23 protein-coding genes are annotated in these 25,388 nt (G+C 62.2%); 5 read left to right on the plus strand and 18 right to left on the minus strand.

Going from position 1 to position 25,388, the window contains the following annotated elements; all coding sequences use genetic code 11:
- Window position 1: 1 nt before the first annotated feature.
- The 6 genes from E8Q40_RS21225 to E8Q40_RS21250 form a co-directional block, all read right to left on the minus strand.
- Window positions 2-910 carry an ABC transporter permease gene (locus E8Q40_RS21225; protein ID WP_137046400.1) on the minus strand — a complete coding sequence of 303 codons (909 nt, stop codon included), beginning with the start codon at window positions 908-910 and terminating at the stop codon, window positions 2-4.
- Window positions 911-916: 6 nt separating this feature from the next.
- Window positions 917-1,996 carry an ABC transporter ATP-binding protein gene (locus tag E8Q40_RS21230; protein ID WP_137046401.1) on the minus strand — a complete coding sequence of 360 codons (1,080 nt, stop codon included), beginning with the start codon at window positions 1,994-1,996 and terminating at the stop codon, window positions 917-919.
- A 74-nt stretch (window positions 1,997-2,070) separates the two neighbouring features.
- A complete protein-coding gene (locus tag E8Q40_RS21235; RefSeq protein WP_137046402.1) occupies window positions 2,071-3,129 on the minus strand; it encodes an ABC transporter substrate-binding protein in 1,059 nt (352 codons plus the stop codon).
- 188 nt (window positions 3,130-3,317) lie between these two features.
- Window positions 3,318-4,613 (minus strand): FAD-binding oxidoreductase, encoded by a 1,296-nt coding sequence (locus E8Q40_RS21240; protein WP_168197698.1) that lies wholly within the window; start codon window positions 4,611-4,613, stop codon window positions 3,318-3,320.
- Between the two features lie 20 nt (window positions 4,614-4,633).
- Window positions 4,634-6,004: an aldehyde dehydrogenase family protein gene (locus E8Q40_RS22320; RefSeq protein ID WP_246662948.1), complete on the minus strand. Its 1,371-nt coding sequence runs from the start codon at window positions 6,002-6,004 to the stop codon at window positions 4,634-4,636.
- 113 nt (window positions 6,005-6,117) lie between these two features.
- Complete coding sequence (locus E8Q40_RS21250) at window positions 6,118-7,221, minus strand: mandelate racemase/muconate lactonizing enzyme family protein (protein WP_137046405.1); 1,104 nt, start codon at window positions 7,219-7,221, stop codon at window positions 6,118-6,120.
- A 180-nt stretch (window positions 7,222-7,401) separates the two neighbouring features.
- Between E8Q40_RS21250 and E8Q40_RS21255 the strand changes: the two genes are divergently transcribed.
- Together E8Q40_RS21255 and E8Q40_RS21260 are read left to right on the plus strand one after the other, a co-directional pair.
- The gene (locus E8Q40_RS21255; RefSeq protein WP_246662949.1) at window positions 7,402-8,904 is read left to right on the plus strand and encodes a PLP-dependent aminotransferase family protein; all 1,503 of its coding nucleotides are present in this window, start codon (window positions 7,402-7,404) and stop codon (window positions 8,902-8,904) included.
- A 98-nt stretch (window positions 8,905-9,002) separates the two neighbouring features.
- Window positions 9,003-10,613: a GMC family oxidoreductase gene (locus E8Q40_RS21260; protein ID WP_137046406.1), complete on the plus strand. Its 1,611-nt coding sequence runs from the start codon at window positions 9,003-9,005 to the stop codon at window positions 10,611-10,613.
- 22 nt (window positions 10,614-10,635) lie between these two features.
- On the opposite strand, the gene E8Q40_RS21265 is transcribed toward E8Q40_RS21260, so the two are convergent.
- The 10 genes from E8Q40_RS21265 to fliD all read right to left on the minus strand — a co-directional run bounded on the left by E8Q40_RS21265 (window position 10,636) and on the right by fliD (window position 19,319).
- Window positions 10,636-11,541, minus strand: a complete 906-nt coding sequence (locus E8Q40_RS21265; RefSeq protein ID WP_137046407.1) for a flagellin — start codon at window positions 11,539-11,541, stop codon at window positions 10,636-10,638.
- A 20-nt stretch (window positions 11,542-11,561) separates the two neighbouring features.
- Window positions 11,562-13,322 carry a flagellar hook-associated protein FlgK gene (flgK, locus tag E8Q40_RS21270; protein ID WP_137046408.1) on the minus strand — a complete coding sequence of 587 codons (1,761 nt, stop codon included), beginning with the start codon at window positions 13,320-13,322 and terminating at the stop codon, window positions 11,562-11,564.
- Window positions 13,323-13,340: 18 nt separating this feature from the next.
- The gene (locus E8Q40_RS21275) at window positions 13,341-13,808 is read right to left on the minus strand and encodes a flagellar protein FlgN (RefSeq protein ID WP_137046409.1); all 468 of its coding nucleotides are present in this window, start codon (window positions 13,806-13,808) and stop codon (window positions 13,341-13,343) included.
- A 16-nt stretch (window positions 13,809-13,824) separates the two neighbouring features.
- On the minus strand, window positions 13,825-14,157 hold the full coding sequence (locus E8Q40_RS21280; RefSeq protein WP_137046410.1) for a hypothetical protein: 333 nt from the start codon (window positions 14,155-14,157) through the stop codon (window positions 13,825-13,827).
- Window positions 14,157-15,395: a flagellar hook protein FlgE gene (gene flgE / locus E8Q40_RS21285; protein ID WP_137046411.1), complete on the minus strand. Its 1,239-nt coding sequence runs from the start codon at window positions 15,393-15,395 to the stop codon at window positions 14,157-14,159. Before flgE ends, E8Q40_RS21280 begins: the two co-directional genes overlap by 1 nt.
- Before the next feature lie 29 nt (window positions 15,396-15,424).
- Window positions 15,425-16,078, minus strand: coding sequence for a flagellar hook assembly protein FlgD (locus E8Q40_RS21290; protein WP_137046412.1), 654 nt, complete (start codon window positions 16,076-16,078; stop codon window positions 15,425-15,427).
- Between the two features lie 197 nt (window positions 16,079-16,275).
- Entirely contained in the window at window positions 16,276-16,734 is a 459-nt protein-coding gene (locus E8Q40_RS21295) for a periplasmic heavy metal sensor (protein WP_137046413.1), read from the minus strand.
- 17 nt (window positions 16,735-16,751) lie between these two features.
- Window positions 16,752-17,213, minus strand: a complete 462-nt coding sequence (locus tag E8Q40_RS21300) for a hypothetical protein (RefSeq protein WP_137046414.1) — start codon at window positions 17,211-17,213, stop codon at window positions 16,752-16,754.
- Between the two features lie 106 nt (window positions 17,214-17,319).
- Entirely contained in the window at window positions 17,320-17,730 is a 411-nt protein-coding gene (gene fliS, locus E8Q40_RS21305) for a flagellar export chaperone FliS (protein ID WP_137046415.1), read from the minus strand.
- Window positions 17,731-17,741: 11 nt separating this feature from the next.
- On the minus strand, window positions 17,742-19,319 hold the full coding sequence (gene fliD, locus E8Q40_RS21310) for a flagellar filament capping protein FliD (RefSeq protein WP_205995622.1): 1,578 nt from the start codon (window positions 19,317-19,319) through the stop codon (window positions 17,742-17,744).
- On the opposite strand from fliD, the gene E8Q40_RS22370 reads away from it, so the two are divergent.
- Window positions 19,318-19,440, plus strand: a complete 123-nt coding sequence (locus E8Q40_RS22370; protein ID WP_255473859.1) for a hypothetical protein — start codon at window positions 19,318-19,320, stop codon at window positions 19,438-19,440. The genes fliD and E8Q40_RS22370 overlap by 2 nt on opposite strands.
- A gap of 42 nt (window positions 19,441-19,482) precedes the next feature.
- Here the strand turns inward: E8Q40_RS22370 and E8Q40_RS21315 are convergent, their stop codons facing one another.
- Both E8Q40_RS21315 and E8Q40_RS21320 read right to left on the minus strand, forming a co-directional pair.
- Entirely contained in the window at window positions 19,483-20,307 is an 825-nt protein-coding gene (locus E8Q40_RS21315; RefSeq protein WP_137046417.1) for a flagellin, read from the minus strand.
- Window positions 20,308-20,448: 141 nt separating this feature from the next.
- On the minus strand, window positions 20,449-21,030 hold the full coding sequence (locus E8Q40_RS21320) for an RNA polymerase sigma factor (RefSeq protein ID WP_246662950.1): 582 nt from the start codon (window positions 21,028-21,030) through the stop codon (window positions 20,449-20,451).
- 360 nt (window positions 21,031-21,390) lie between these two features.
- Between E8Q40_RS21320 and E8Q40_RS21325 the strand changes: the two genes are divergently transcribed.
- Both E8Q40_RS21325 and E8Q40_RS21330 read left to right on the plus strand, forming a co-directional pair.
- The gene (locus E8Q40_RS21325; RefSeq protein WP_137046419.1) at window positions 21,391-23,874 is read left to right on the plus strand and encodes an HAD family hydrolase; all 2,484 of its coding nucleotides are present in this window, start codon (window positions 21,391-21,393) and stop codon (window positions 23,872-23,874) included.
- A complete protein-coding gene (locus E8Q40_RS21330) occupies window positions 23,871-25,289 on the plus strand; it encodes a hypothetical protein (RefSeq protein WP_137046420.1) in 1,419 nt (472 codons plus the stop codon). Before E8Q40_RS21325 ends, E8Q40_RS21330 begins: the two co-directional genes overlap by 4 nt.
- Window positions 25,290-25,388: the final 99 nt, after the last annotated feature.

Genomic DNA, 25,388 nt, shown 5'->3' on the forward strand with positions numbered 1-25,388 from the left:
GTCAGTGCCCCGCTCCGAACAGCGAGAAGCCCTTCGCCACCCGCGAGGCGATCCACAGCAGCAGGAACGTCAACACCAGCAGCACCGCGCCGAGCGCACTCGCCGAACCCCAATTGAGGAAAGTGTCGATATCGCTGGCGATGCGGCTCGACACCATGATCACCCGGCCGCCGCCGAGCACCTCGGGCGTGACGTAGAAGCCGAGGCAGAGAATGAAAACAATAAGGACGCCGCCCGTCAGCCCCGGCAGCGACAACGGCAGGAACACCCGCCAGAAGCTCTGCACCGGGCCGGCGCCGAGATTGGCCGCGGCCTGCAGCAGCGTGCGGTCGATGGCACGCATGCTGCCATAGAGCGGCAGCACGATGAACGGCAGCATGATGTGCACCATGCCGATCAGCGTGCCCGCCATGTTGTTGACCAGCGGCAGCGGCTCCGACCACAGGCCGAGTTGCATGCCCCAGCTGTTGATCAGACCGGAGCGCTGCAGCAGCACCAGCCACGCATAAGTGCGCACCAGCAGCGACGTCCAGAACGGCAGCAGCACCGCGATCATGCACAGATTGGCGGCGCGGGTCGACAATTGCGACATGAAATAGGCCAAAGGATAACCCAGCACGGCGCAGATGCCGGTGGTGAGCACGCTCACCTCAAACGTCGTCCAGAAGATCCGTGCGTAGGACGGCTGTTCGACAAGCCGCTGATAGTTGACCAAAGTCGCCTGGCCGCCGTCGGTGTAGAACGACATGTAGAACAGCCAGGCCACCGGGACGAGCAGGCACACGAGCACCAGCAGCAACGCGGGCGCGGCGAGCGACAGCATCAGCCAGCGCTCGATCAGTCGGTCCTTGCTCAAAGCGGCGGCGTGGTCGTTGCTGAGTGAAGCCGTTGCCTGGACGGTCGCGCTCATGGCCGCTCAGCCCTCATCCGGCAGCAGCGTCGTATCCGCAACAGCGAGGCCGAGCGTAATCGTACCGCCATCCGCCGGCAGCGACTGGAGGCCGGCGCTATTGGCCGGCACACGCAGTGTCACGATGTCGCCGTCGCCGAGATCGACCTCGATGCGCATCGTGTCGCCCTGAAACACGCGGCCGAGAATGCGGCCGCTGAAGCGGTTCATGTCTTCCATCGCCGCGCCATCGACGATCTGGAGCTGCTCGGGCCGGATCATCATGAGACAACGGCCATCGCGCAACGGCGCGCCGTCGGCCTTGATGACCACGTCGCGATAACGGCAGACGCCGCTCGTCATCGTGGCGCTCAGGAATGTCGACTCGCCGATGAATTCGGCGACGAAGCGATTGTTCGGTTTCGAATAGATGCGCTGCGGTGTATCGAGCTGCGCCAGCTTGCCCTTGTCAATCACCGCGATGCGGTCGGACATGGTCAACGCCTCGCGCTGATCGTGCGTCACGTAGATCGTGGTGGTGCCGAGCTTCTCGTGCAGGCGGCGCAGTTCGAGCTGCATTAATTCGCGCAGTTGCTTGTCGAGCGCCGACAGCGGCTCGTCCATTAGGATAATGCGCGGCTCGAACACCAGCGCGCGGGCGAGCGCGACACGCTGGCGCTGGCCGCCGGAGAGTTCGTGGATGCCGCGGGCGCCGTAGCCGGCGAGTTGCACCATATCGAGCGCAGCCTCGACGCGCTTCGCCGACTCGGCGGCCCCGACTTTCCGCAGCCGCAACGGAAAAGCGATGTTGGCCGCAACGTTCATGTGCGGAAACAGCGCGTAATTCTGGAACACCATGCCGAGATCGCGCTTCTGCGGCGCGAGACGGATCACTTCCCGGGTACCGAACAGGATGCTGCCGGAATCGGGGCGGGTGAAGCCCGCGAGCACCATCAGCAGCGTGGTCTTCCCCGAGCCGGACGGACCGAGCAGGGTCAGAAATTCACCAGCCTGAACGTGCAGATCGACCCGATCGAGCACAGCGACAGCCCCGTAGGATTTGGAGACCTGCCGGACGTGAATGTCGAGTGCCGATGCGGATGCCATGTAGCCGGGGACTGTCGATTGTCATGAAGCGAATGGCCGGGGCGCAGATCATGTCGCGTCCCGGCCGGTGTGCGTTACTCGGTCAGCATGTTCTGGTACGCGGCCGCGGCCTTCTCTTCGTTCTTGATGTACCATTCGAGATTGACCGACAACTGGTTCTTGACGTTGTCGGGGTGCGACGGCAGCTTCTTGGCATAGGCCGCATCGATCGCGCCAATCTCGTAGGCTTTCTTGTTGGTCGGCCCGTAGGTGATGTACTTGGTGAATTCAGCCTGGTACTGCGGCTTGGACATCTCGGCGAGGAATTTCATCGCCAGAGCCTTGTTTGGCGCGCCCTTCGGAATGGCGTAGCAATCATAGTCGAGCAGCGCCTGATTGAAGGTGTAGGCGACCTTGCCGCCGTCCTTGGCGACCACGTCGAAGCGGCCGTTCCACCCGGTGATCATGTCGACTTCGCCGTCCTTCATCAGCTGCGCATGCTGCGCACCCGACGACCACCACACGCTGATGTGCGGCTTGAGCTCCTTGATCTTCTTGATAGCGCGCTCGATGCCGCCCGGCGACGACAGCACTTCGTAGACTTTGTCGGCTGGCACGCCATCGGCCATGAGCGCCGGCTCGAGCGCTCCGGCCACGCCCTTGCGGTAAGACCGCTTGCCCGGGAATTTCTTGACGTCCCAGAAATCGGCCCAGGACTTCGGCGGGTTATTGCCGTAGGTCTTGGTGTTCCAGGCCATCACGGTCGAGAACACGTCGCCACCGACGCAATAGTCCTGGCTGGTATTCGGCACAAAGGTCGAGCGGTCGATCACGTTATAATCGAGCTTCTCGAGGTAGCCGCCGGCGCCGGCGCGCGCCGCGCTGCCGGAGCCGCTCGCCACGACGTCCCACGTGATCGCGCCGGCCTTCACCTTGACCACCGCGTCGGAAATGCTGGTGTAGGTCTCTTCCTTGATCTTGATGCCGAGCGCCTTGGCAGCCGGCTGAAACAGCGCCTTGCTCTGGGCTTCCTGATAGGCGCCGCCGAAGGACACGACGGTCAGCTCCTGCGCACCGACGGTCGTGCTAGCGAGGCCGACGGCGCCAATGATGGCAAGTGATGCGAAGGCTAATTTGGATCGATTGCGCGTCATTCTGAGCTCCTCACCCTGGTCATGAATGTCAGCCTGGGTTGTCAGGGGCGACCGTTATTTGATTGGTCTTATCGCCGATCCTAAACCCATACCGTATCGGTCCGTATTCCCAGGCGGGACAGAAGAGCCAGTCTGGAAATAGGAGGGGTCCACTCCCCCGGACGGCCTTATCGGTCATCCGGCATCGCTCAGCCGCGCCCATCGCGCCAGCGATAATACAGGATCGAAGGCGCCAAAAACCAAGGGTTTCCCGTGTAAAACGGCCGCGTCTGGAAGCTCAGGCCGTCGAGCGCAGTGCGCCCCTCGGCCAGGCCCAGCACCTTCTGTCCGACCCGCATGCCGAAATAGCTCGCCGTCCCGACCCCGGCGCCGCAATATCCCATGGCGTAATACATGCCGTCGCGCTGGCCGACATGCATCAGCTCGTCGAAGGTGTAGGCGATGAAGCCGCACCACGAATGGCTGATTTTCGTCGACGCGAGTTGCGGAAAGATCGCGACCATGTCGGCGTGCAACTTGGGGCCGCTGAGCATCGGGTCGGTCTCGTTCAGCGACACGCGGCCACCGAACAGGATGCGCCGGCGATCCGGGGATGCACGATAGTAATAGATGACGCGGCGCGTATCGCTGACGATGCGGTTCTGCGGGATCAATTCATCGACCAGCGATCGATCGAGCAACTCGGTGGCGATCATGTAGCTGCCGATGGGGATGACGCGCCGCTTCAGCCATGGCGTCAGATCGCTAGTATAGCCATTGGTGGCAATGACCACGTCACGCGTGTCGATCGTCCCGCGCACCGTCTTGACGATGAACCGGTCGCCGCTGCGCTCGATCGACAGCGCCGGGCAATGGGCCACGACCTTAACACCGGCGGCGATGGCGAGGTCGAGCAGGCCCTGATGATAGCGCGCCGGATCGACCGAGGCGTGCTGCTCATAGACGGCGCCGCCGAAATAACCGTCAGAGCCGATCTCACGGCGCTGTTCGGTGCGCGGCACCATATGGGCGCCCACTTCGAGGCCCTTGGGCTGGTTCTTCACCCGCTCGGCCAGCGCTTCATATTGCGCGGCATTGTGCGCGGCGTGGAAACGCCCGACGACATGGAAATCGCAGTCGAGGCCATTCTCGCGGATGAAGTCAGCCATGAAGCGCAGTGAGTTCTGACCGTCCTTGAGGATGTCGAAGGCGCGCTGCGCGCCATGGCGGCGCGCCAACATGTCATAGGACGGCTTGATGCTGGTCGAGACCTGTCCGCCATTGCGGGTGCTGCAACCGAAGCCGGCCGCCTCGGCATCGAGCACGACGGTGTGGCGGCCGCCGCGCGCCGTCTGAATGGCGGCATGCAGACCGGTATAGCCGGAGCCGATGACGACGACATCGGCGTGCGATGGCGGCGCCTTGGCCTCGAGCGCCGGCCGCGGCACGTGATCCCACCAGTACGGCGCCGGTTTGAAGTCGTTGGTGAAGAGTGCTGCGTTCACGTGGCCGGCCCCGTTTGTCGTCAGATGCGCGCGACGACGCTTTTCATTTTGCAGTAGCTGCGCAGGCCCGCCATGCCTTTTTCCCGGCCGAAGCCCGATTTCCGGTTGCCGCCGAAAGGCACTTCGATGCCGCCGGCGAACCATTCGTTGATGAATACCTGTCCGGCATCGACATCGCGGGCAAAACGCAAGGCTTCGGTGATGTTCTGCGAATAGATGCCGGCAACGAGTGCATAAGACGTCGCATTCGCTGCGGTGAGTGCCTCGTCCGGCCCATCGACGATCTGCACCACCAGTACCGGACCGAAGATTTCTTCCTGCACCAGCGGGTCCGCCGCGCTCTGCGCCGAAATGATGGTGGGCTGGTAGAACCAGCCGCCCGCGTCACTTGTCGCGATGGCGCCGCCGGTGAGTACATGGTTGCCCGCCTTCACCGCGCGTCGCACGTGAGCGTCGATAATGTCGAGTTGGCGTCGTGAATTGACCGGGCCGAGATCGGGATTGGTCAGGCCATGGCCGATGCGGAATTTCTCCACCCACGCGACGAGCCGGCCGAGGAAGACATCGGCGATCGACCGGTCGAGAACGAGGCGCGATCCCGCCGAGCAGATCTGCCCGGCGTTCTCGTAGATCGCCTCGACGACACCGTTGAGGGCGGCGTTCATGTCGCAGTCCGCGAGGACCACCAGCGGCGATTTGCCGCCGAGTTCGAGGACCAGCCGCGTCACGTTGTCGGCGGCCGAGCGCATGACCGCACTGCCGGTCGCGACCGAGCCGGTGAAGGTGATGTGGTCGATGTCCGGATGGGCGACCAGCGGCGCCCCGGCCTCGGCGCCCGTGCCAGTGACAACATTGAGGACGCCGGCGGGCAGGCCGGCCTCATGCAGCAGTTCGGCCAGCATCAAGGCGGTGAACGGGGTCTGTTCGGCGGGTTTGGCCACCACTGTACATCCGGCCGCCAAAGCCGGCGCGATGCCCCGGGCGGCGGTCGACAACGGGTAGTTCCACGGGATGATCTGGGCGACGACCCCGACCGGCTCCTGGGAGGTGAAACCTACATACAGTCGCCCAAGCGGCAGCCCCTCGCCATGCAGCTTGTCCGCCGCGCCGGCATAATATTCGAAGGCACGGGCGACGCCGCGCAGGTCGCCCTCGGCTTCCGAGAGCCTCTTGCCGCTGTCGAGGCTTTCGACCACCGCAAAGCGCGCCGCGCGCTCGCGCAACATCGCGGCGGCCTTGGCGAGGATACGGCCGCGCTCGGCCGGTCCCATCTGCCGCCATGGGCCGCGCAGCGCCGTCCTGGCGGCGGCGACCGCGGCGTCAACGTCGGCACCATCGCCGGCGGCAAAGCGGGCGAACGCTCGGCCACGGCCGGGGTCGAAGCTGTCCATCGTGTTGCCGGATGTAGGCCCGATAATCCGACCTCCGATAAAATGCCCCTGCGGCAGCCCCGTCAGAGTACCGGTCGTCAGGACCTCCGCGACCAAGGCTGAGGACGCCCCGCTCACGACCGTTCGCTCAAGATGTAGTTGGAGGCCTCAAGCCAGGCCGGGTTGATGTCGATGCCCCAACCCGGACCGGCAGGTATGTCGACCGCCCCGTCCTTGGCCTGCAGCGGGTTGAGGAGCAGCCCTTCCTCCCATGGATAGTAGTCCCGGCCCTCAATGGAGAATTCCACGTAAGGCCCGGCATTCGGGATCGCGCCCATGATGTGCAGGGTGAATGTCGTGACCAGCGACTGATTGGCCGAATGCGGCGTCACGGGCAGCCCCGCGGCCGCGGCCCAACGCGCCACCTTCAGCATCCGCGTGACCCCGCCAAGATAGCAAACGTCCGGCTGGACGACATCGACGACCTTGTTGTCGATGATGTAGCGCCACAAAGTCAGGTCGCAGTCCTGTTCGCCACCGGTCACGTCCAGGTCCAGTTCCCGCCTGACCTCCGCCGTCCAGGCGTGCTCCCAATAGGGGCACGGCTCCTCAAAATGGATGACGCCGTGATCTTCCAGCATGCGGCCGACTTCGATGGCCTTGGCCGGCGTATAGGCGCTGTTGCCGTCAACCAGGAGCCGCGCCTTGTCGCCGAGGGCATCACGGACCTGCGGCACGATGGCGTCGGTCCGGCCAGGCCATTCGTCGACATCGTGCCCGCATTCCTTGCCGACGCGAAACTTGAACGCCGTGTAGCCGAATTCCCCTTGCAGCCGCTTGAGACGCTCCGCCTCCGCCTCCGGCGTGATCTCGCCGCGCTTCATGCTGGACGCATAAACGGGAAACGGCCGCGGCTTGCCGCCGAGAAGTTCGCAAACGCTTTTCTTCTCGACGCGGCCGCGCAGATCCCACAGCGCGGTGTCGAGCCCGGTTAGTGCGCGGAACAGATACGAGCCCGGAAATTTATGCTCGCGCTCGGGAATGGTCTCGACCAGAGCCTCAATATCGAAGGCGTCAGCGCCGAGAGACCATGGCGCAATCTGGCGATGAAAGACCGCAGCGGTGATGTCGGCATTATAAGGGGAGAATTGGCCCCAACCTTGCGCACCATCCTCCGTCGTCACACGAACGAAGCCGATATGCTGGGTAGAAAAGGTCTCGAGCTTCGTGATCTTCATTGGCTTCGCCATTCGATACTGGCGGCGGAAGCGACGCGATGGGCGTTCTTTATCCGTCGTGCCGGATTTTTAGAGTTGAAATGGTCTGCTCTTAAGGTCCATTCTGACCGAATAAGAAGGCCACTCCGCTTTTTAGCGGGGCCATTGGCCCAGTTTGGATCGGCACAGCGGGGAAAAACGGTGGTTAAGCGGGCGGGAGGCGCGTTACTGCAGTCGATCGCCATCGATCGCGAGGCCTCGCACGGCCTTAGCGTTCAGATCTGCGCCCATTTGCGCGAGCTCATCATGTCCGGCTCGCTCGAGGGCGGCGGGCGCCTGCCCTCGACGCGGACGCTGGCAAACGAACTGAACGTCGCCAGGGCTACCATCGTCGAATGCTTCGATCAGCTCGCCGCCGAGGGCCTCATCGAGTCCCGCGTCGGCGCCGGTACCTATGTCAGCCAGGCGCTGAAGACCGAGCGTCCGCCCGTCGCACCTCAGGGGCCGGTCGTATCGGAAAAGAGCGCGCGGCTGGCCCAATCAATGGCGTCGGCATCGAGCCGTTTCGTACCCCGTCTGGTGCATGAGCCGCGAGCGTTCACCACGGCTATCCCGGCCTATGATGCCTTCCCGATGGCACAATGGGCGCGTCTCTCCGGCAAGCACTGGCGCGAGGCGCGCAAGGACGTGCTCGGCTATCCCGACCCGCACGGCCACGACCTGTTGCGCAAAGCCATCGCCGGCCATTTGCGCACCAACCGCGGCATCCGGTGCGACTGGCAGCAGATTTTCATCGTCGCCGGCGCGCAGCAGGCGTTTCAGCTCATCGCGTCGACACTGATCGATCCCGGCGACAAGGTCTGGTTCGAGGACCCCGGCGCCATCGGCGCCCGCAATAGCATTGTCGTCTCCAGCGCCGATCTGGTGCCGGTGCGGGTCGATGACGACGGGCTCGATGTCGAAGACGCGCTGCGCAAGGCGCCCGACTTCCGGCTCGCTTTCGTGACGCCGTCGCATCAACAGCCACTCGGCGTGAGCATGGCGCTGGAGCGGCGCGTCGCCCTGCTCGCCGCCGCCGAACAACGAGGGGCCTGGATCATCGAGGACGATTGGGACGGCGAATTCTGTTTCTCGGGCTTGCCCATGCCGACATTGCAAAGCATGGATCAGGCTGGCCGCGTCATCTATGTCGGCTCGTTCTCGAAATCGCTGTTCCCGTCACTGCGTCTCGGCTTCATCCTCGCACCACCAGCGTTGACCGAGCATTTCCGAACCAGCCTCGAAGCCTTCCTGCCAGGCGTGCCGACAGCGATCCAGGCGATCGTCGCGGACTTCATTGTCGAAGGGCATTTCGCCACGCACATCCGCCGCATGCGCAAGGCCTATCACGAGCGCTATCAGACGCTTTACGACGGCGTGCAGAAGCATCTGGGTGACGTTCTGGACATCAGGCCGGCGACCACGGGCATGCACACGGTCGCCTACCTCGCACCGGGCTTCAACGCCGAGGCTGTCGCCCGGCGCGCGGCGGAACGTGGCGTCACCCTCACGCCGATCGGACGCTTCTGCATCGCGCCCAACGACCGGCAGGGCTTTGCCCTCGGCTTCAGCGGCTTCTCACCGGCGCAGATCGAGGCCGGAATCGCGACGCTCAAGGATGTCTTTGCCGAGCTCTCGCCTGCCGCCTGCGCGAAATCGGCATGACGTCTTCTCCGGTACTGGACCGACGCTAACCCGAGAATGGACCTCTGCAGCGGCAGCGGACCTGCCTAAAGTCCGCGCGCACGACGGAGGGATGCTGTTTGGATTCGTTTGACATCATCATCATCGGCGCCGGCTCCGCAGGCTGCGTGATCGCCGGCGAACTGGCGGCCGCCGGCAAAGGAAAAATCCTTGTCCTCGAAGCCGGTCCGAGCGACCGCAGCCCGTGGCTTCATCTGCCGATCGGCTACGGCAAGATGTTTTATAATCCTGCCGTCAACTGGATGTACGAGACCGAGCCGGTGCCCGGCCTGGCGAACCGGCGCATCTATCAACCGCGCGGCAAGGTCGTCGGCGGCTCGAGCGCCATCAACGCCATGGTCTACTCGCGTGGCCAGGCCGAGGACTATGACGGCTGGGAAGCGCTGGGCAACCGTGGCTGGGGCTGGTCGGATGTGCTGCGGCTCTATCGCCGCATCGAGGATCATGATCTCGGCGCATCCGAATGGCATGGCGCCGGCGGCCCCCTGCATGTCACCGACATAGCAAGGACGGCGCATCCCCTGACGGCGCTGTTCATCAAGGCCGGCACCGAAGCGGGCCTTCCGTTCAATCCCGATCTCAACGGCGCGACGACCGAAGGCATCGGCACCTATCAGATCACGACGCGCGGCGGCATCCGCGAATCCGCGGCGCGCGCGTTCCTGCGCCCGGCCCTGCGCACCGGACGAGTGCGCGTCGAAGCCGAGACTTTGGTAACGCGCATCCTGTTCGACGGCCGCCGCGCCATCGGCGTCGAATGCCGGCAGCACGGCGAAGTGAAACGGTATCACGCCAACGCGGAAATCATATTGTGCGGCGGCGCGTTCAACTCGCCACAGCTATTGCAGCTATCCGGCATCGGCCCCGGCCACTTGTTGAATGAGCACGGCATCGACGTCATCAGCGACAGTCCCGCCGTCGGCCAGAACTTCCAGGATCATCTTTGCTATGACCACGTCTACAAATCAACGCGGCCAAGCCTGAACGACGATCTCTTGCCGCTCTCCGGAAAACTGCGCGTCGGTTTGTCCTATCTGCTCGGCCGCCGGGGCCCGCTGTCGCTGAGCGTCAACCAGGGTGGCGGCTTTTATCGGTCTGGGCCGAACGTGGCACGGCCCGACATCCAGCTCTACTTCTCCCCGCTGAGCTATACCAAGGCGCCGCCGCGTGTCCGCGCACTGATGAAGCCCGATCCGTTCTCCGGCTTCTCGACAAGCGTGTCACCGTGCCGCCCCAAGAGTCGCGGCCATGTTGCCATCCGCTCAGTCGACCCCACGGTCGCGCCGGCGATCGTGCCGAATTACCTGTCGCATCCGGACGATATCGACACGCTGCTTCATGGCGCGCGGTTTCTCTGCGCGCTGGCACGGACACCCACCTTCGCAAGCCTCGTGAAAGATGAACTGGCGCCCGGACCGAATCGGCACTCCGATGCCGATCTCCTCGACGACGTCCGGCAGCGCGCCTATTCGGTGTTCCATCCCAGCGGAACGTGCCGCATGGGCATCGACCCGGCCGGCTGCGTCGTCGATCCGGCCTTGCGGGTCCACGGCATCACAGGCTTACGGGTCGCCGACGCCTCCATTTTTCCAACCGTGCCGTCGGGCAACACCAATGCTCCGGCCATGATGGTGGGTGCGAAAGCGGCCGAGCTGATTTTGAGAGGCTAGCTGCGCTCCAAAAGCCGCTTTATCAACTCAAGTAATTGACCAGGCTTAGCCCCTGAATCTTTGAAATTGCCGCATAGGAAGCTTCCAGTTGCGACTGGTATGTCGTCAGTTGGGCTGTGACGGCAGCCACGTCGACTTCAGTAAGGGATGAGCTCACCGTACTCGCCGCATCCTGGAAATCGGTCTGGACGTCGATGCTGCGTTCAAGCTGCGACGACGTCAGCGACAGCTGGGTCTGCACACCGATTACCGAGTCGATGGCCTTAGTCGTCTGATCGAGCGCGCTCGAGATAATGTCATTGTCGATGGTCCCGCCATTGGCGATCGAGCTGATCGCCCGCATGGCCTGCTCGAATGCCGAATTGTCCGCCGTCACGCCATAGGTGATGGTGCGACTGCCGGATACTCGCACCGAGGCGAGATCGCTATTGCCTTGATAGTACGATGTGTCCACGGACGAGGTCGAGGTCGCCGAATAATTCGACAGATCCACCGGCGCGGTCTCGGTCGCCGATCCGGCAAAAAGGTAACGCCCGCCATATTGCGTATTGAGCAGCGAAGCCAGATCGCTCAGCGCCGAGGCTGCCGTATCCTGTAAGGTATCGGCATCGGTGCCGGTGGCCGATACAGACGAGGTCAACGTCGACTTGAAATTGTTGAGCAGATCAACGATCGAACCGGTCGTCGAATACATCACCTGAACGCGGTCATTGGCGCTGCTGGCCGCATCCGAATAGGCTTGCGATTGCGTCAGCGACACCTGAAGACTGAGAACCTTCTGCGACGTCGCGCCGCCAAGACCGCCATAGTCGGACGATATGAGGCCGGACGCGCTCTGCATCTGCTTTTCCGCCACCTTGGCCTGCGTCAGGAGCGCGGCATCGATCATGCTGTTGCTCAGAGCAAAGGTCGCGACGCGGCCGATCATGATGAAATCTCCCGCGACTATTATTCCAATGTGCCGAGCAGCGATTCGAACATGCTGTTGAGGATCTGCACCAGTTGCGCCGCGGCGGCATATTCGTTTTGCAACTGGCTCAGCCTGGCCGTTTCCTCGTCGATATTGACGCCCGACGCCGACGAGATGGAGGTCGCAAGATTGCTCTCGATCGTCTGCTTGGTCGTCAGCGCGGTGGCGGCACTGGTCGCATCGGCGGCCACTTCCGAGATGATGGTCGAAGCATAGGACGAGAAAGATGTCTTGCGCGCCGACAGATCGCCGGCGGCGTCGAATGCCTGGTTACCGGTGAGCGTGTCGTACAGTTGCTGCGCGATGGTCGACGACCCCTCGGCCACGACCTGCGCTCCGGTAGCGAGCGTGGCGGTGTCATCCAGGGTCGATACCGGTAACAAGCTGGTATCGGCCAGAAGCGAGGATTTCACGGCAAAATCCGACGCGCCGGTTGCCGACACGATGTCGTTGAGGCCAAGCCATGAAGAAAGCCCCTCGCCGTCCGCCCCAACCGCACTGGTCAATTCATTGATGGCAATACCATTGCCTGCGCTTTCCGCCGCGATCGTTACGCGCCCGTCAGCGCCGACGCTGGCCGATACACCGGAAATATTATCGAGCGCCGAAACCAGATCGCCGACGGTCGCGTAGCTCGAAAGATCAAGGTCCTGATACGAGACCAGATTGCCGCTGTCGTCCGTCACAGCGATGCGCACCGTACCGGTGCCACTGAACGCATCGGCCGCCGACACCGCGGTGCTGCCGGTCAGGCTGTTTGGCGGCGGGCTGGCGCTGCCCGTATTGGCGACGCTGTTGAGCGCATTGGCAAGCTGCACCGCGAGCTGGTCCAGTTCGGCCTGTACCGCCGGCAACGTCTCGTCGCGCTGTTCGACCAGCGCGGCAATCGATCCGGACTTGATCTCGCCGGTGATGTCCTTGCCGTCAACCGTGATGCCGCTCAACGCCGACGAACCGGATGCGCTGTAAGTCGAGGCTGCGGTCACCGTGCCCGCGGCGTCAAAACTCATATGATGCACGGTACCGTCGAGCAGCGCGGTGCCGCCGCTGGTATAGACCTGAACGGCGCCGCTGGACGTGCTGTAGTAGTTGATGTCCATCAGCGACGACAGGCTCTTCAGCGCCTGGTTGCGCTGGTCCTCGAGATCGGCCGTCGAATTGCCGCTCGCGGATGCGGACATAATCTGCTTGTTGAGATCGTCGATCGTGTCAAGCAGGTCGTTGGCCTCATCGACGTCCGATCCGATCTCCTGGTCCGCGCTGGACCGCAAGTCCTGAATGCTGGCCGACGTGTCTCGGAGCTGCGCCGCAAGATCGTCGAGCGTGGTGACGAACTGCGACTGCAGCGTCGTGCTCTCCGGCGTGTCGGCGAGCTGCGACAGCGCCGAGGCAAGCGACGCGAGGCTATTGGCGATCGACGTGCCGGTGCCGTCGGAACCGCTGACGCTGCCCATCGCTGACTGGAGCTGGCTGGCATAGCTGTCTGTCACCGTCGCGGCCCCAAGCGCGGATTCGGCCTGGTTGAGCTGCTTGAGCAGAAGCTTGTCGACGTTGCTTGTAATTCCGGTGATCGTCGTGCCGGTGCCAATGCCGTTCGATGTCGTCGACGCCTGCGTCGCTGTTTTCTTCGTGTAGCCGTCGGTATCCGCGTTGGCGATGTTCGCTGAGGAAACACTGATTTGCGACTGCGTCGTGGTCAGCGCCGAGTACGCGGCATAGCGGGCGATCGACAACGACATAGGAATCCCTCAATGCAATCAGACGTAACCGGATCGCAGTCCGGGTTTGCTGCCGACCGTGTAGGTCCTGCCATTGGCGCCGTAGGACGACGTGCCGGCCATCTCGTCGCGAATGACGGACATCAGCGAATCGATACGGCGGCGGCTCGCCTCCATGGCGGCCTGAAGACGCGTCATGTTCTCGCTCATCACCTGCTGGAATAAAGTGAGGCGCTCGACGAACACCTTACTCACCGCGGGCGATGCCGCATTGGCGGAGAATTCGCGGGCGACCGCGGCCTTGACCCAGCCTTCGAAGGCATCCGCCAGTTCGGCCTTGCGCTTCGCAACCGGCGCAAAGGAGGCGGGCAGCCCTCCCGCCAACATGGCATTCTCCTCCCGCACGACCGCGATGAATTCATCGATCAGCGCGATCAGCGCCTTTGCTGTCGTGTCGCCGCCGAGAGTGCGGGCTGACACGTTTTTGCTGGCGAATGGATTGCTCATCGCTTCTTCTCTCTGCTCAATGCCCGCGCCGCCGGCCGTACTGCCGGCATGCCGCGCTTGTCTGGATGTAGGCAGCCGCGGCGCTATGCCTTCGATTGTGCTGCGTGATGTTGGATGCCAGATCGTCGGCGAAGGACTGCATGATCTTCACCGCTTCCTCGAGTTCGGAGAGAAACATGAGGAGTTCGCGGCGGCCTTCCGGAGTGATACTGGCTGCCTCTTTGGAACCAGGATCGACGCCGTAAAGGCCAAGAGCCCGCAGCCGGCTCGTGACAGCCGCCATGACGTGAGTCGTGCGCCGCAGGGCGGCATCTTCGTCGGCAGCTTCTGCCGCGAGCTTCTCCGACATCAGCGCACCGCGCTCAGCAGCGTGTCAAACATCTCGTTGACGGCTGAAATGACCTGCGAAGAGGCAGAGTAGGCCTGCTGCGCCGCAATCATCACGCTGAACTCCTCGCTGGAGTCCGCCGTGCTGGCTTCGAGCGTACCTCCCATGATGTCACCGGCACCGCCGGCTCCCGATTCATGGAGCAGCGCGCTACCGGAGGCGGCCGTACTTTTGTAGATGCCGTTGCTTTCCGCGGAGAGACCGTTGGCGTTGGCGAAAGTGGCCACCGGTATCTTGTAGATGGCGATGGTCTTGCCGTTGCTGTAGCTCGCCGAGACAATCCCGTCGTCGCCGATCGACACGCCCGATAGCGTGCCATAGGCCATGCCGTCGGAGGTGACATTGTTGACCTCGACGGACGGCGACGTCGCGCCGGTTGTGTAATGCGTCAGGCCGTCGGCCTTGCCGGCAGATCCCAAATTGAGCGTGATCGTGCTGTCGGCGGCGCCGGTACTCCAGCCGCCGATGGAGAGCGTTGCAGGCGACGGCGACGTGCTCGCCAAGGTGCCATCGCTGTTGAAGGTGACCGTGATCGCAGACGATGTCACGGTGCCCGCATCGGTACCAAAGCTCACGGACCAAGTGTCGTCGCCGGTTTTGGTCCAGGTCGCCTCGAGGGAATGAGAGGTACCAAGCGAGTCATAGACCGAAACATCGGTCGTGAACTCGTCGCCCGCTATCGCGTCGGCCGGCAAATTCGCCTGGATTGACATCGTCGTCGTCGCGCCAGCTATGCCGGAAACAATATCGGTATCGACGGCGGATAGGTTAGCGCTGCTCTCACTACCGATGACGTTGCCGTCGGCGTCGGTACGCCACCCCATCAGATAATTGCCGTTGTTGACGAGGTAGCCATTGTTGTCGGTCGAGAACTCGCCGTTACGCGTATAGCCGACATCGGAGCCATTCGTCGTACCGCTGACGACAAAGAACCCGTTGCCCGAAATCGCCAGGTTCGTCGCCGTGGTCGACGTGGTCAGCAGCCCCTGCTCGGAAATATTGGAGCGGGAACTGACCAGCACGCCGCCTGATGAGTAGCCCGCGGAGGACGCGCCGGTGACCAGCGACGCGAATGACGCCGTCGTCGTCTTGTAGCCGTAGGTCGACGTATTGGCGAGGTTGTCGCTGACCATCGCGATCGACTGCGATTGCGCCGACAGCGACGACACCGCCGAATTCAAGGCACCGGTGAGACTCATCTTTCAAACTCCGTGAACAGGGTCGCCGCTTACGACTTGATGCTGATAACGCTGGTGAGATCGACCGTGGTGTTGCCGATCACGAGCTTGGTCGTGCCGCTCGTGCTGTCGACGCCGGAGACTTTGCCGATGACGGTCGTGTAATCGAGCACCGAGGTGCCGCTGGCGTTGGTGGCCGATACCGAGATTGTGTAGTCGCCATCGGCAGCTTTGCCGCCCGAGTTGGTCGTGCCGTCCCAGGTGAAAGTGTGCGAGCCGGAGGACGTGTCGCCGCTGGTGCTGTAGACGGTGTTGCCGCTCTGATCCTTCACCGTGATGGTGGTGCTGGCGGCGGCGCTCGACAGCGAATAGCCCCAGCTCGCCTGCCCGTTCTGCAGAGTGGTGGTGTCGCCCTGGGCTTCGACAGTCTGGCCGATGTAACCGATGCCGTTACTGGCCAGCATGCTGTTCATCGACGTAACAAGCTGCTGGATGCTGCTGTTCATGTCCTGCTGCGTGCTGTAGCTCGCGTAAGACACAAGTTGATTCATGAATTCGGTGGTGTCGGTCGGATCGAGCGGATTCTGGTTCTGAAGCTGGGTGACCAGAAGCTGCAGGAAGTCATCCGTCGACAGCGCCGACGTGCTGCTCGAGGTGGCGCTCGTTGTCGTGGTGGCGGCGGAGCTGACGGCCGAGATCGTCATGGCAATAAGGACCCTGGCTGCGGCGGGCTGCCCCGCGCGGCTTGTGTTCAGCACAACGATGATCGTTGATGGCTTCGGGAGTTAATACGTCCCGGCGCGGCAAATCAGGCGCGGAATGGCCGCGCCAACTCTGCAAAATGCGCGAAGGCAAACACGCGCCCGCAGGCGCGCTATTTATCTTTTATTAAAGATCGGGATCAGGGGAAGCGGACAGTCGCGAGCCGCTTCCGGTCTGCGGGCGACAGGGAGGAAACGACATCCGAAAAGCGTTGGTTGATCTGGGTCCGGCTTTGCGTGAAATGCACATGCATATCGTCGAGTGCCCGGGAGAACTCAGCGGCATCGAACGGCTCGCGCAACAAGGCGACGCGAATGCTCTCGCGCTGGCTATCCATGCTCGCCAAGGTCTTGCGGAAGTTGTCCTCGAACTCGTCCGCAAAATCCTGTAGCTTCTGCAGGCCTTCCGGGCTCAGCTTTCCGGAGGCTTCCATCACCATCATTTGCATGGGTGGACGCGGCGGCGGACCGCCACGGAACGGTGGACCGACAAGGAAGGTGCCCGCCACGATGCCGGCAAGAAAAAGGTTGGCAGCCAGAGAAACGGCGAGCCATTTGCCGATGCCGGCTTTGCCTTCCGGCTTGTCGTTCTGGGTCATTCGCTATCCCGCCGCTCTCAGCTGAGCACCGCGAACAAACTCGAAAAGTCGATGTACGCGCGGCTGGTCATCAGGCTGCCACCGACGCCGAATGCCACACCCGACAGAAATACCGCGCCGAGCCACACATACATTTTTTGCGGGGGGACCCAAATCAACGGTGCGGCGGGGGTCGTCCGGTCGGGCCGTTCGCCACCACGAGTCCGAATGCGTTCGTGGCGTAGATTTCTATTGATAGACGGCCGGTGCTCATCCATCCGCTCGGCAAGAGCGACGATTCGCCCTGCAAGATGGGCCGGCGCGCGCTCAGCCAGCGGCTGCGACAGCAACTCCCGCATCATCCTGGCTTGGGCGACAACGTCCTGTGCGTCGGCGGAAGACGCAAGAAAGCGCTCCGCCTCATCGCGAATATCGGCAGGCCAGCCCGCACTGCTTTCGCCACAGCGGTCGACCAGGTCCTGGAACGTTTCCAAATTCATGGCGCCACCCGACACCGTTGCGCACGCTCACGGCTGCCCCCGTAATGCGTATTCGCACCTATAGCCCCCCAATGCAGCAGCAGCAAGGCGAAGAATCAACGCACATTCAAGGACTTGTGAATTTCTTCTGCGCCATCTGCACCCGGACATCGGCCCATGCATCGCGCAAACCGGTCAGCGCCTCGATGAGCCGTTTGAAGCGCGCTGGCGCATCCGGTTTCCGGAACGCACCGAGGGCCGACATGATCAGGGCCAGATAGGTATCCCGCATCCGCTCGGCAAAGGCGCCACCCTTCTCAAAATCGAGATTGTGGCAAAGACCGCGCAGGATCGCGACCGCCCGTTCGAGGTTGATGAAGGCCTCCTCGAACTGCTTGTCCTCTATCAACGTAACCGTTCGACCCAGCCGCGCGATCGCCGTGTCGTACAGCATAACGATAGCAGCCAGCGGCGATGTCGTTATCGCGGCGGACCGATAGGCATTGTGCGCAAGACCGTGTTGAAAGTTCTGACTCATGGCACCTTCTACTAATCTGAATTGCTGGTAAGGAGCTCAAGGTAGCTGATCGTGGAATTGGCCTCGAGAATCTGCTGTTGAATTCTCGCATAACGCTGCGTGAGCTGCGTGCGATAGGATTCAGCCTGCGACCGGATAAGATCGCTTTTAGCTGCCAAATCCGTGTCCTGTTCCTCGATATTGAGGATTGTCGACGTCAGGGTACCGCTGGTCGCGTTGCCGACGGCGTCGCTGTCGGCCCGCACCTTCTCGGCAAGACCATAGCTGAGCGTAATGTCGATCGACTGCGATGACTTCCCGGAGAATGAAAATGAGAATCCTTCATAGGCCGTGCCAGCGTTGCCGACGATGCGCGTTCCGGAGATCGTGAAGAGCGACGCGTCGCCGCCGACAGACGCCGATGTGACGGCACCCGACGCATCGACGTTGACATCGAGCGTGAACGACGACGGCGCCTTGGAGCCACGGGCCAACAGATAAATGTCGGAAGATGTCGACGTCATGTTGAAGGCAAAGACCTTCTGCACGTCGGCGAGATTATTGTTCAGAGCGTTTTGCAACGTCGTCGAGTCGATTTCGAGTTCGTTGTCGCTATTGAAGCTGATGCCGATGCTGCCGAGCGACTCTCCGTCGATCATCGTATTGAGATCCTGCTGAAGCAGAATATCGATCGATCGCAAGGTCGCATCGCCGAACAGAACTGCATCCGACGAGGCTGTTCCGTCCGACGCGGTAGCGCTCTGGGTCGCGACAAAGTCGCGCAACGCATTGTAGGATGTGACGAAATCGCTGATCGCGGTCTGGATATCGGTGAGATTCTCCGCGACCTGAACCGATACCGACGTATCGGTCGGAGTTGTCGCGTAAAGATGGAAGGTTACGCCATCGAGCACATCCGATATGTCATTGGTGTCGCGCGTGATTTGTACGCCATCGAGCGTGATGATGGCTTTCTGCGACGCCTGGATTTCATCGGCGAAAGCTCCGGACGAATCGGTCACGCCGATATTGGTGAGAACGTCGTCGCCTGACGTTGTACTGGTCGTGATGGTCTTGCCGGTATCGCTGGTCGACAAGACGAGCCGATACTCGCTGTCGGATACTTTCAGAAGAGTCGCTTTCACGCCGGTGGTCGAAGTCGCGTCATTGATCTCGTCGGCAAGATCACTTAGCGACATATCGCTGGTCACGTCGATGCTGGCGCTGGTGCCATCCTCGGTACCGATTGTGAAGACCCCGGTGTAGCCAAGATCGTCCGACGAACTGGCGACCGCGCCGCTCGACACTTTTTGAGCGGTGGCCACCTGGTTGATTTCGAGATCGTAGGTGCCGGTCTGGGTGCCGCTGTCGACGTCAACCGACACCACGGAACTCGCCGTAACGTCGCCGTTCGCCGTCAGATAGCCGGCGCGGGCAGCGAAAACATTGACGCTCTGGTTCGATATGCCCGACGGATTACTGAGCGCCTTGGCCTTGGTCGTCAGATCCTGCAGCAGAGTCTGCAGGCTTTGATAACTCGAAATTTTCGTTTCGTTACTGGTTATTTTGGTGTCGATCGAGTCGGCCTTGTCCAGCTTGGTCTGAACCATGGCCTCAATCAGACCGTCCCAATCGACGGTCGAACTGGCCGCGCTCGTGCTGGAGGAGCTGGTCGTGTACGAAGTCGTCGATGTCGTGCTCGACACGGTCGCCATAATGCTGCCCCGCTGAATTGTCCGGGTCGGCGGCGAACGCCGACCCGGCACTTCACTCTTACTGCAGCAGGCTCAGAAGGTACTGCGGCATCTGGTTCGCCGACGCCGCCGCGGCGACCGCGGCCTGGGTCTTCACTTCCGCCGACGACAGCTTCGCCTGCTCAGCCGCAACGTCGACGTCGGAGATTGACGACTTCGCCGCACTCAGATTTTCTTCCGAAGTCGATATCTGGTTGGAACGGAATTCGAACCGCGACTCCTGCGCACCGATCTTGGCGCGGGCGGACGAGACCGTGCTGACCGCCGTATCGATAGCGGTGATCGCCGCGTCGCCGCCACTCTGGGTGCTGATGTCGAGAGAGCCAACACCCAGCGAAGTGGTGCTGAGATTATCGATCTTGATATCGATCGTATCCGCCGCGTCGGTACCGACAAGTACACTCACGCCGGAGGAGAAGCTGCTGGTGCCATCGAGAAGGCTGACGCCGTTGTAGCGAGTGCCCGTCGCGATGCCGTCGATTTCGTCCTGCAGCTGTGCGAATTCGTCGTTGAGATAGGTGCGCTCGGTGTCGGTCACCGTGCCTGAGGACGACTGCGACGCCAGCGACTTCATACGCGTGAGGATTTCGCTGATGTTGGACGCGCCGCCGTCGGCGGTCTGCAGCACTGCGGTCGCCTGGGTGGCATTGGTCGATGCCTGCTGCAGCGAGGTGATGTCGGAGGAAATCTTCGCGGCGATGGCAAGGCCGGCGGCGTCGTCCGACGCCTTGGTAATACGCGAGCCGCTGGCGATCTTGGCGAGAGACGACGACTGCGACGAGGCGTTCTGATTGAGGTAACGAACGGCGGTATCGGCCGCGGTGTTCGTGGAAATGACAGGCATTGCAGCGCTCCTTGAGTTATTAGGGCCCTCCGTCCCGCACTACGCAAGGACCGAGCAGACGCGGAACGACCGCCGTCTGCAAACTTGAACGGCGCATTGCGAAATCACGGGCGAAGTTTTTTCGGAACGAGTTTCTTATGTTTAATCGTTGGTAAACGAGTCACGAATATCGTTCTCGGACCGGCGCAGGAGGTCTCGCAGCTTCTGACGGCCGCGCTTCAGCAAAGACTCGACAGCCTGCACTGTCGTTTGCATCACGTCGGCGATCTCGCCGTTGCCCATTCCCTCGTTGTAGGAGAGGATCAGCGCGATGCGCTGCTGCTCGGGCAGACGCGACATCGCCGTCTCCAGCATGCTGGCGACTTCGGTCTTCTGCAGATCGGCGAGCGGCAACGGCTTTTCGTCCGGCACTTCCGGCACCTGCTCGATATCCTCACTGCGCGGCATGCGGCGGATATCGATGCAGCGATTGGTGACGACCCGGTACAGCCAGGTCGAGAACTTGGCGCGCCCGGGTTCCCAGCGACCACGGTGCAGCCAGACCTTCAGCAGCGTGTCCTGCACGATGTCTTCGGCATCGGCGCGATTGTTGAGAATGCGCAGGGCGAGAGCATAGGCGCGGTCGATGTGACGCTCGACCAGCATGCGAAATGCGTTCTGGTCGTTGGCCGCGATCCGCTCCAACAGGAGATCGTCGGAATCTGACGTCAGGGGGCCCTCCATTACGCGCCCGACCGTCCCCGACGATGCAGCACTCGACCCGAAATCCGCGGCCCCGACAAGGGCGCCTGCTGATCCGAGGCTTATACTAACTTGGTTCATCTGCGTCTCCGGAGAGGCCTGCGATCAAGGCCTGTACGCGATACAAACTCTGGCCTTCATTCCTTACACGGAGGGGCTTTAAAGATCAGGCGGCCTATTTTTCATTTTTGTAAGATTTTTCATATACTTAGTCGGCATTTTTTGCCGCCTGGAGCTGGGCATTTTTTGCCGGGACGGTTGCCGGCGACCGCGCCTGTCGGCGGGAATTCCGATGTATCCTTTTACCGCGCCTGAGAATGCCGGCCGGCGCGTACAACAGACATGCAGACCGCATTCACGGCGGCGGCCGCCGGGGGGCCGCTCGATGACGCCTATGACCGCATCCCGCGCCTCACGACATGCTCGTTCGACATCTTCGACACATTCCTTTTTCGCCGCACGACGACTCCGGAAGGAGTCTATGAACTGACGGCGCGTTTGCTCGCCAGCCGTCGCAGCACGGCTCTGCCGGTCGAGTCTTTCGTTCAGCATCGCATTCTTGCAGAGGCCAAAGTCCGGCGGGAGGCCGGCGAAGCACGCGATTCCGCGGAAGTCAGCATCGAAGATATCTATGCGCGCTTCCCGGTACGGCTCTTTGGCTTTGTCGGCGATGAAATCGGGACACTGATCGATGCCGAGTTCGAAGCCGAGCTTGCACTCTGCTTTGTCAACCCCGATATGCTGCGCCTGTTCGACGCGATGAAGCGTGCCGGCGTCAAGGTCGGCTTCCTCTCCGACACTTATTGGCACAAGCATCATATTCATCGGCTTCTGATCTCCTGCCAGCCTGACCTCGCCTACGACTTCCTTTACGTGTCGAGCGAAAGCAGTACAGGCAAGGCCGAGCGTCTGTTCCCTCTCTTTATCAAAGGCGAGGGCGTTCACACCGCCACCGCGCTTCATATCGGCGACAACGAAGCTTCGGATATCAAAGGCGGACAGCGCGCCGGCCTCGAAACCTTGCACTACGCTCAGGCATCCGAGACCTTGCGGTCCGGTTTCGACACCGAAAGCTTTGCGTTCAAGACTTTCTGCGGTCAGGACCGGCAAAGCACACGGCTGGATGGCGGTTTGCGCAGCCTGCGACGCGCCGTCGACAAGCGATTGCCCGCCGCTCATGTAAATCATGAGTACGGCCGCCGCGTGCTAGGCCCGGTGATGGCGGGCTTCGACCGCTTCGTCAGCCAAAATATCGAAGCTCTTGCGAAGCAGCAGGGACGCAAGGTCGCCACCGCCTATCTCGGCCGCGACGGTTTCCTGCCCTGGCGGATCGCGGCCCAACGCGGTGAATTGGATGCGCATTATGTCGAGATCAATCGGCGCGTGAGCCTGATCGCCTCGGCGACATCGGCGGATCAGCTTTCGAGGTTGTTCACCTCGATCCGGGAGATCAATGCGACGGCTGCCAAGGCCATGCTCAAGTTCAAGCCCGCACTGATCGACCGCATCTTCGAGAAGCACGGCAAGCCGACAATGACGGGCAAACGCTTCTCAGCCGCGCTTGCGGCGCATTTCAGATCGGATGATATCGCCTCGCATGCCGCGGCCATGCGCGAGCAGATGCTCGTCTACCTGCGGCACGCCATCCCCAACTTCGATGATGTCACCGACCTGGTGCTGGTCGATCTTGGCTATTCGGCGACGGTGCAGAAATGTCTGCGTCAGGTCTTCGATCTCGCCGGGATAACGACGCGCCTGCACGGCCTCTATCTTCTGACCCTCGATGACGCGGTCGATGCGCCGTCCGGCGACGACACCATCACCGGCTTCATCTCCGACCTCGTCGTCACGCCGCATGCCAAGCGCGCGCTTCTGCGCAATATTGCCGTGCTCGAGCAAATGTGCGCGGCGCCGGAAGGCTCGGTACGCGACTATTCGAACGGTAAGGTGGAGCATGAACGTGATCCACGATCTGCGCCGCACCTTGCCTTATGCGCGGACATCCAGTCGGGCGCCCTCGCATTCGCCCAGTGCCTCGCCGAAACCCTCGATAGCCATCGTCTTGATCCATTCGCCGACGGTCTCGTCGCGTCGTCTTGGTGCGCTGCTCTACTCGCCCGCATGCTCCTGTTGCCGTCCGCGGAAGAGCTGAGGTTGCTGGCGGCGCTGAAACATGACGTCAATCTCGGCACCCAGGCGCTTGCGCCGATGACCGACACGGCCCTGGTAAACTCCGTCAGGTCGTCACGCGGGCTCGGCATGGCCATGAGCCTCGCCGAGCTGCCGATGTGGCTCGGCGGCAGCATGGCCGATATCTCGCCGCTCAACGGAATTCTCTACGGCATGTTTGGCGCGGGCCATCTGCCGCCGACGCTACTGGCCGGTCAGGCCATCGGTCAAATCGATGTCGCCTTGATTGCCGGCCAGAACGCACGGCCAGTCCGTGTCAACATCTATCGCAGCGTCGATGGCCGCGTCCGCCTGCAAGTGCCGACGCTGAATACCATGGCGCTGTCGGCCATTGCCATTTCGATCGGCCAGATCGCGGCGAGCGGTACCGTGACGAGCGCTACGCTCATGTCCGGGCAGGATGCACGCACCGCGTTGGCATCAGCCAATGCGCGGCGCATGCCGGACGAAGCATTGAGCTTCGCCGGCGTCTCGCATGCCGGCAAGGCCTTCAACGCCGCCGACCCCGATAGGTCCTATCTCATCATCAACCTGCCGGCGTCACAGCAACCTGTCGGCGTTCTTTGTATCGAGTTTGACGTCGGGGAAACCGCCGATTCGGCTCAAGCCAACACAAATCGACACGCCGCCGCATGACCGATGATCTCTATCAACTCGTCCACCGGCACGCCATCAAGCTCGGGACGGGACAGATCGATATTCTCAGGAACCAGATCGGCGACGGCTCCGCAACCCGCTGGACACCCGGCACCAGCCTCGTCGAAGCCTCCATTGTCCTGCTCGATGAGGCACCTGCCGGAATTGCCGTGGACCTTCTTCTCCGCGCGCTGCCGGCTGAGGCGGTCGTCGTGATTCCGTTCGGCGAGAACCCGCAATTCGACGCGGTCAAGCATCACCTGCATTGCCATGGCACGCTCGGCGCATCGGGCGTCGATGCTCCGCACCTGGTGTGGTGGGGCGGACGAAAGCCAGCGAAGGCAGGCAAACTCGGCGACGGGCTGCGCAACGCCCATATCGTCTCCTGCGTGCGGCGGCATACGCATGAGGAGCGTAACGCACTGGACCTTTGCAGAGCGCTGGCGACGCTTGGCGTCTCCTACAGCTTCGATCTCAGCGAAACGCATGTCTATTGCGACGATCGCTCTGTCATCCGTAGTGAGAGCCTGCTTCGAGCTTGGCAGGCCAGCGAGAAGCCATTGATTTGGCTTGATCCTATCGGCAATTTCGATCTGTCGACGATCGAGCCGTCGTTCGACCGCGCTGACTTTGCCGCGATTTACGAGCCGGAACACGGCTTCTCGACCGCCATGCTCTACTTCGGGCGTTCGGCGGCAGCGCACGATTTGCTGGTTCACTGGAATAAGTTATGCGCCGAGTTTCCCTATCTTCCGACGAGCTTCGTTCTCGACACCGCCTGGGCGATGATCTCCGCGCAAAGACCCCTGGTGACACGCTGGCTTTCGGCACGGAATTGCCAACCGCTGCTGGCGGAAGCACGCAAGCAGCCAGTCGCACCGAGTCTGGTCGTGCAGGGGGAGGTCGAGTGTCGCAGTGCCGGCTTTAGATCCGCCCGTCGCGCGGGACGCGCGGGCGCGCCCGAACCGCAATGCATCGCCAAGGCCCGCTTTTCCGGCGGCGCTCCGCTGACCTTTGTCACGGTGGCCGACGGTTATCCTGCTCGCAGCATCGCGTCCTTGATCGAGGCGGTTTTTGACGCTTTCGATCGTGACCAAGGCGCCTTCGGGTCGCTCGCTACCGTTGTTTGCCGGGACATCCGCGAAATGGCGGAGACCATCAACGCCGCCGGGGATTCATTTATTCTCCATGCGCGCCCAGACACGCCGATCGAGCCGACCTTATTCGCACAATTGTCGCGTTTCGGTCCGAGCGACCGCATCTCTTACTTCGGCACGAAAACTTGCGAGGCGACGATGACCCAAACGGGACAGGACATCGTCCTGACGCGATCGACGATCGCATTCGGCCGCGCGCAGCATTTTTTCGGCACCAAAGCCAAGGTCGCCAAGCAAGTGCTTCGGCAGGTAAAATAAGGTCTCCCGGCCCGGCAGCATTAAGTCTCCGTCTCGACATCGAGACTGTCATTAAGCATGGTTTGGCGGAGGGCTGTCCGCTCCTGACCGATTTTCGAC

Origin of the sequence: Pseudolabrys sp. FHR47, from assembly GCF_005153485.1 — a bacterium.
GTDB lineage: Bacteria > Pseudomonadota > Alphaproteobacteria > Rhizobiales > Xanthobacteraceae > Pseudolabrys.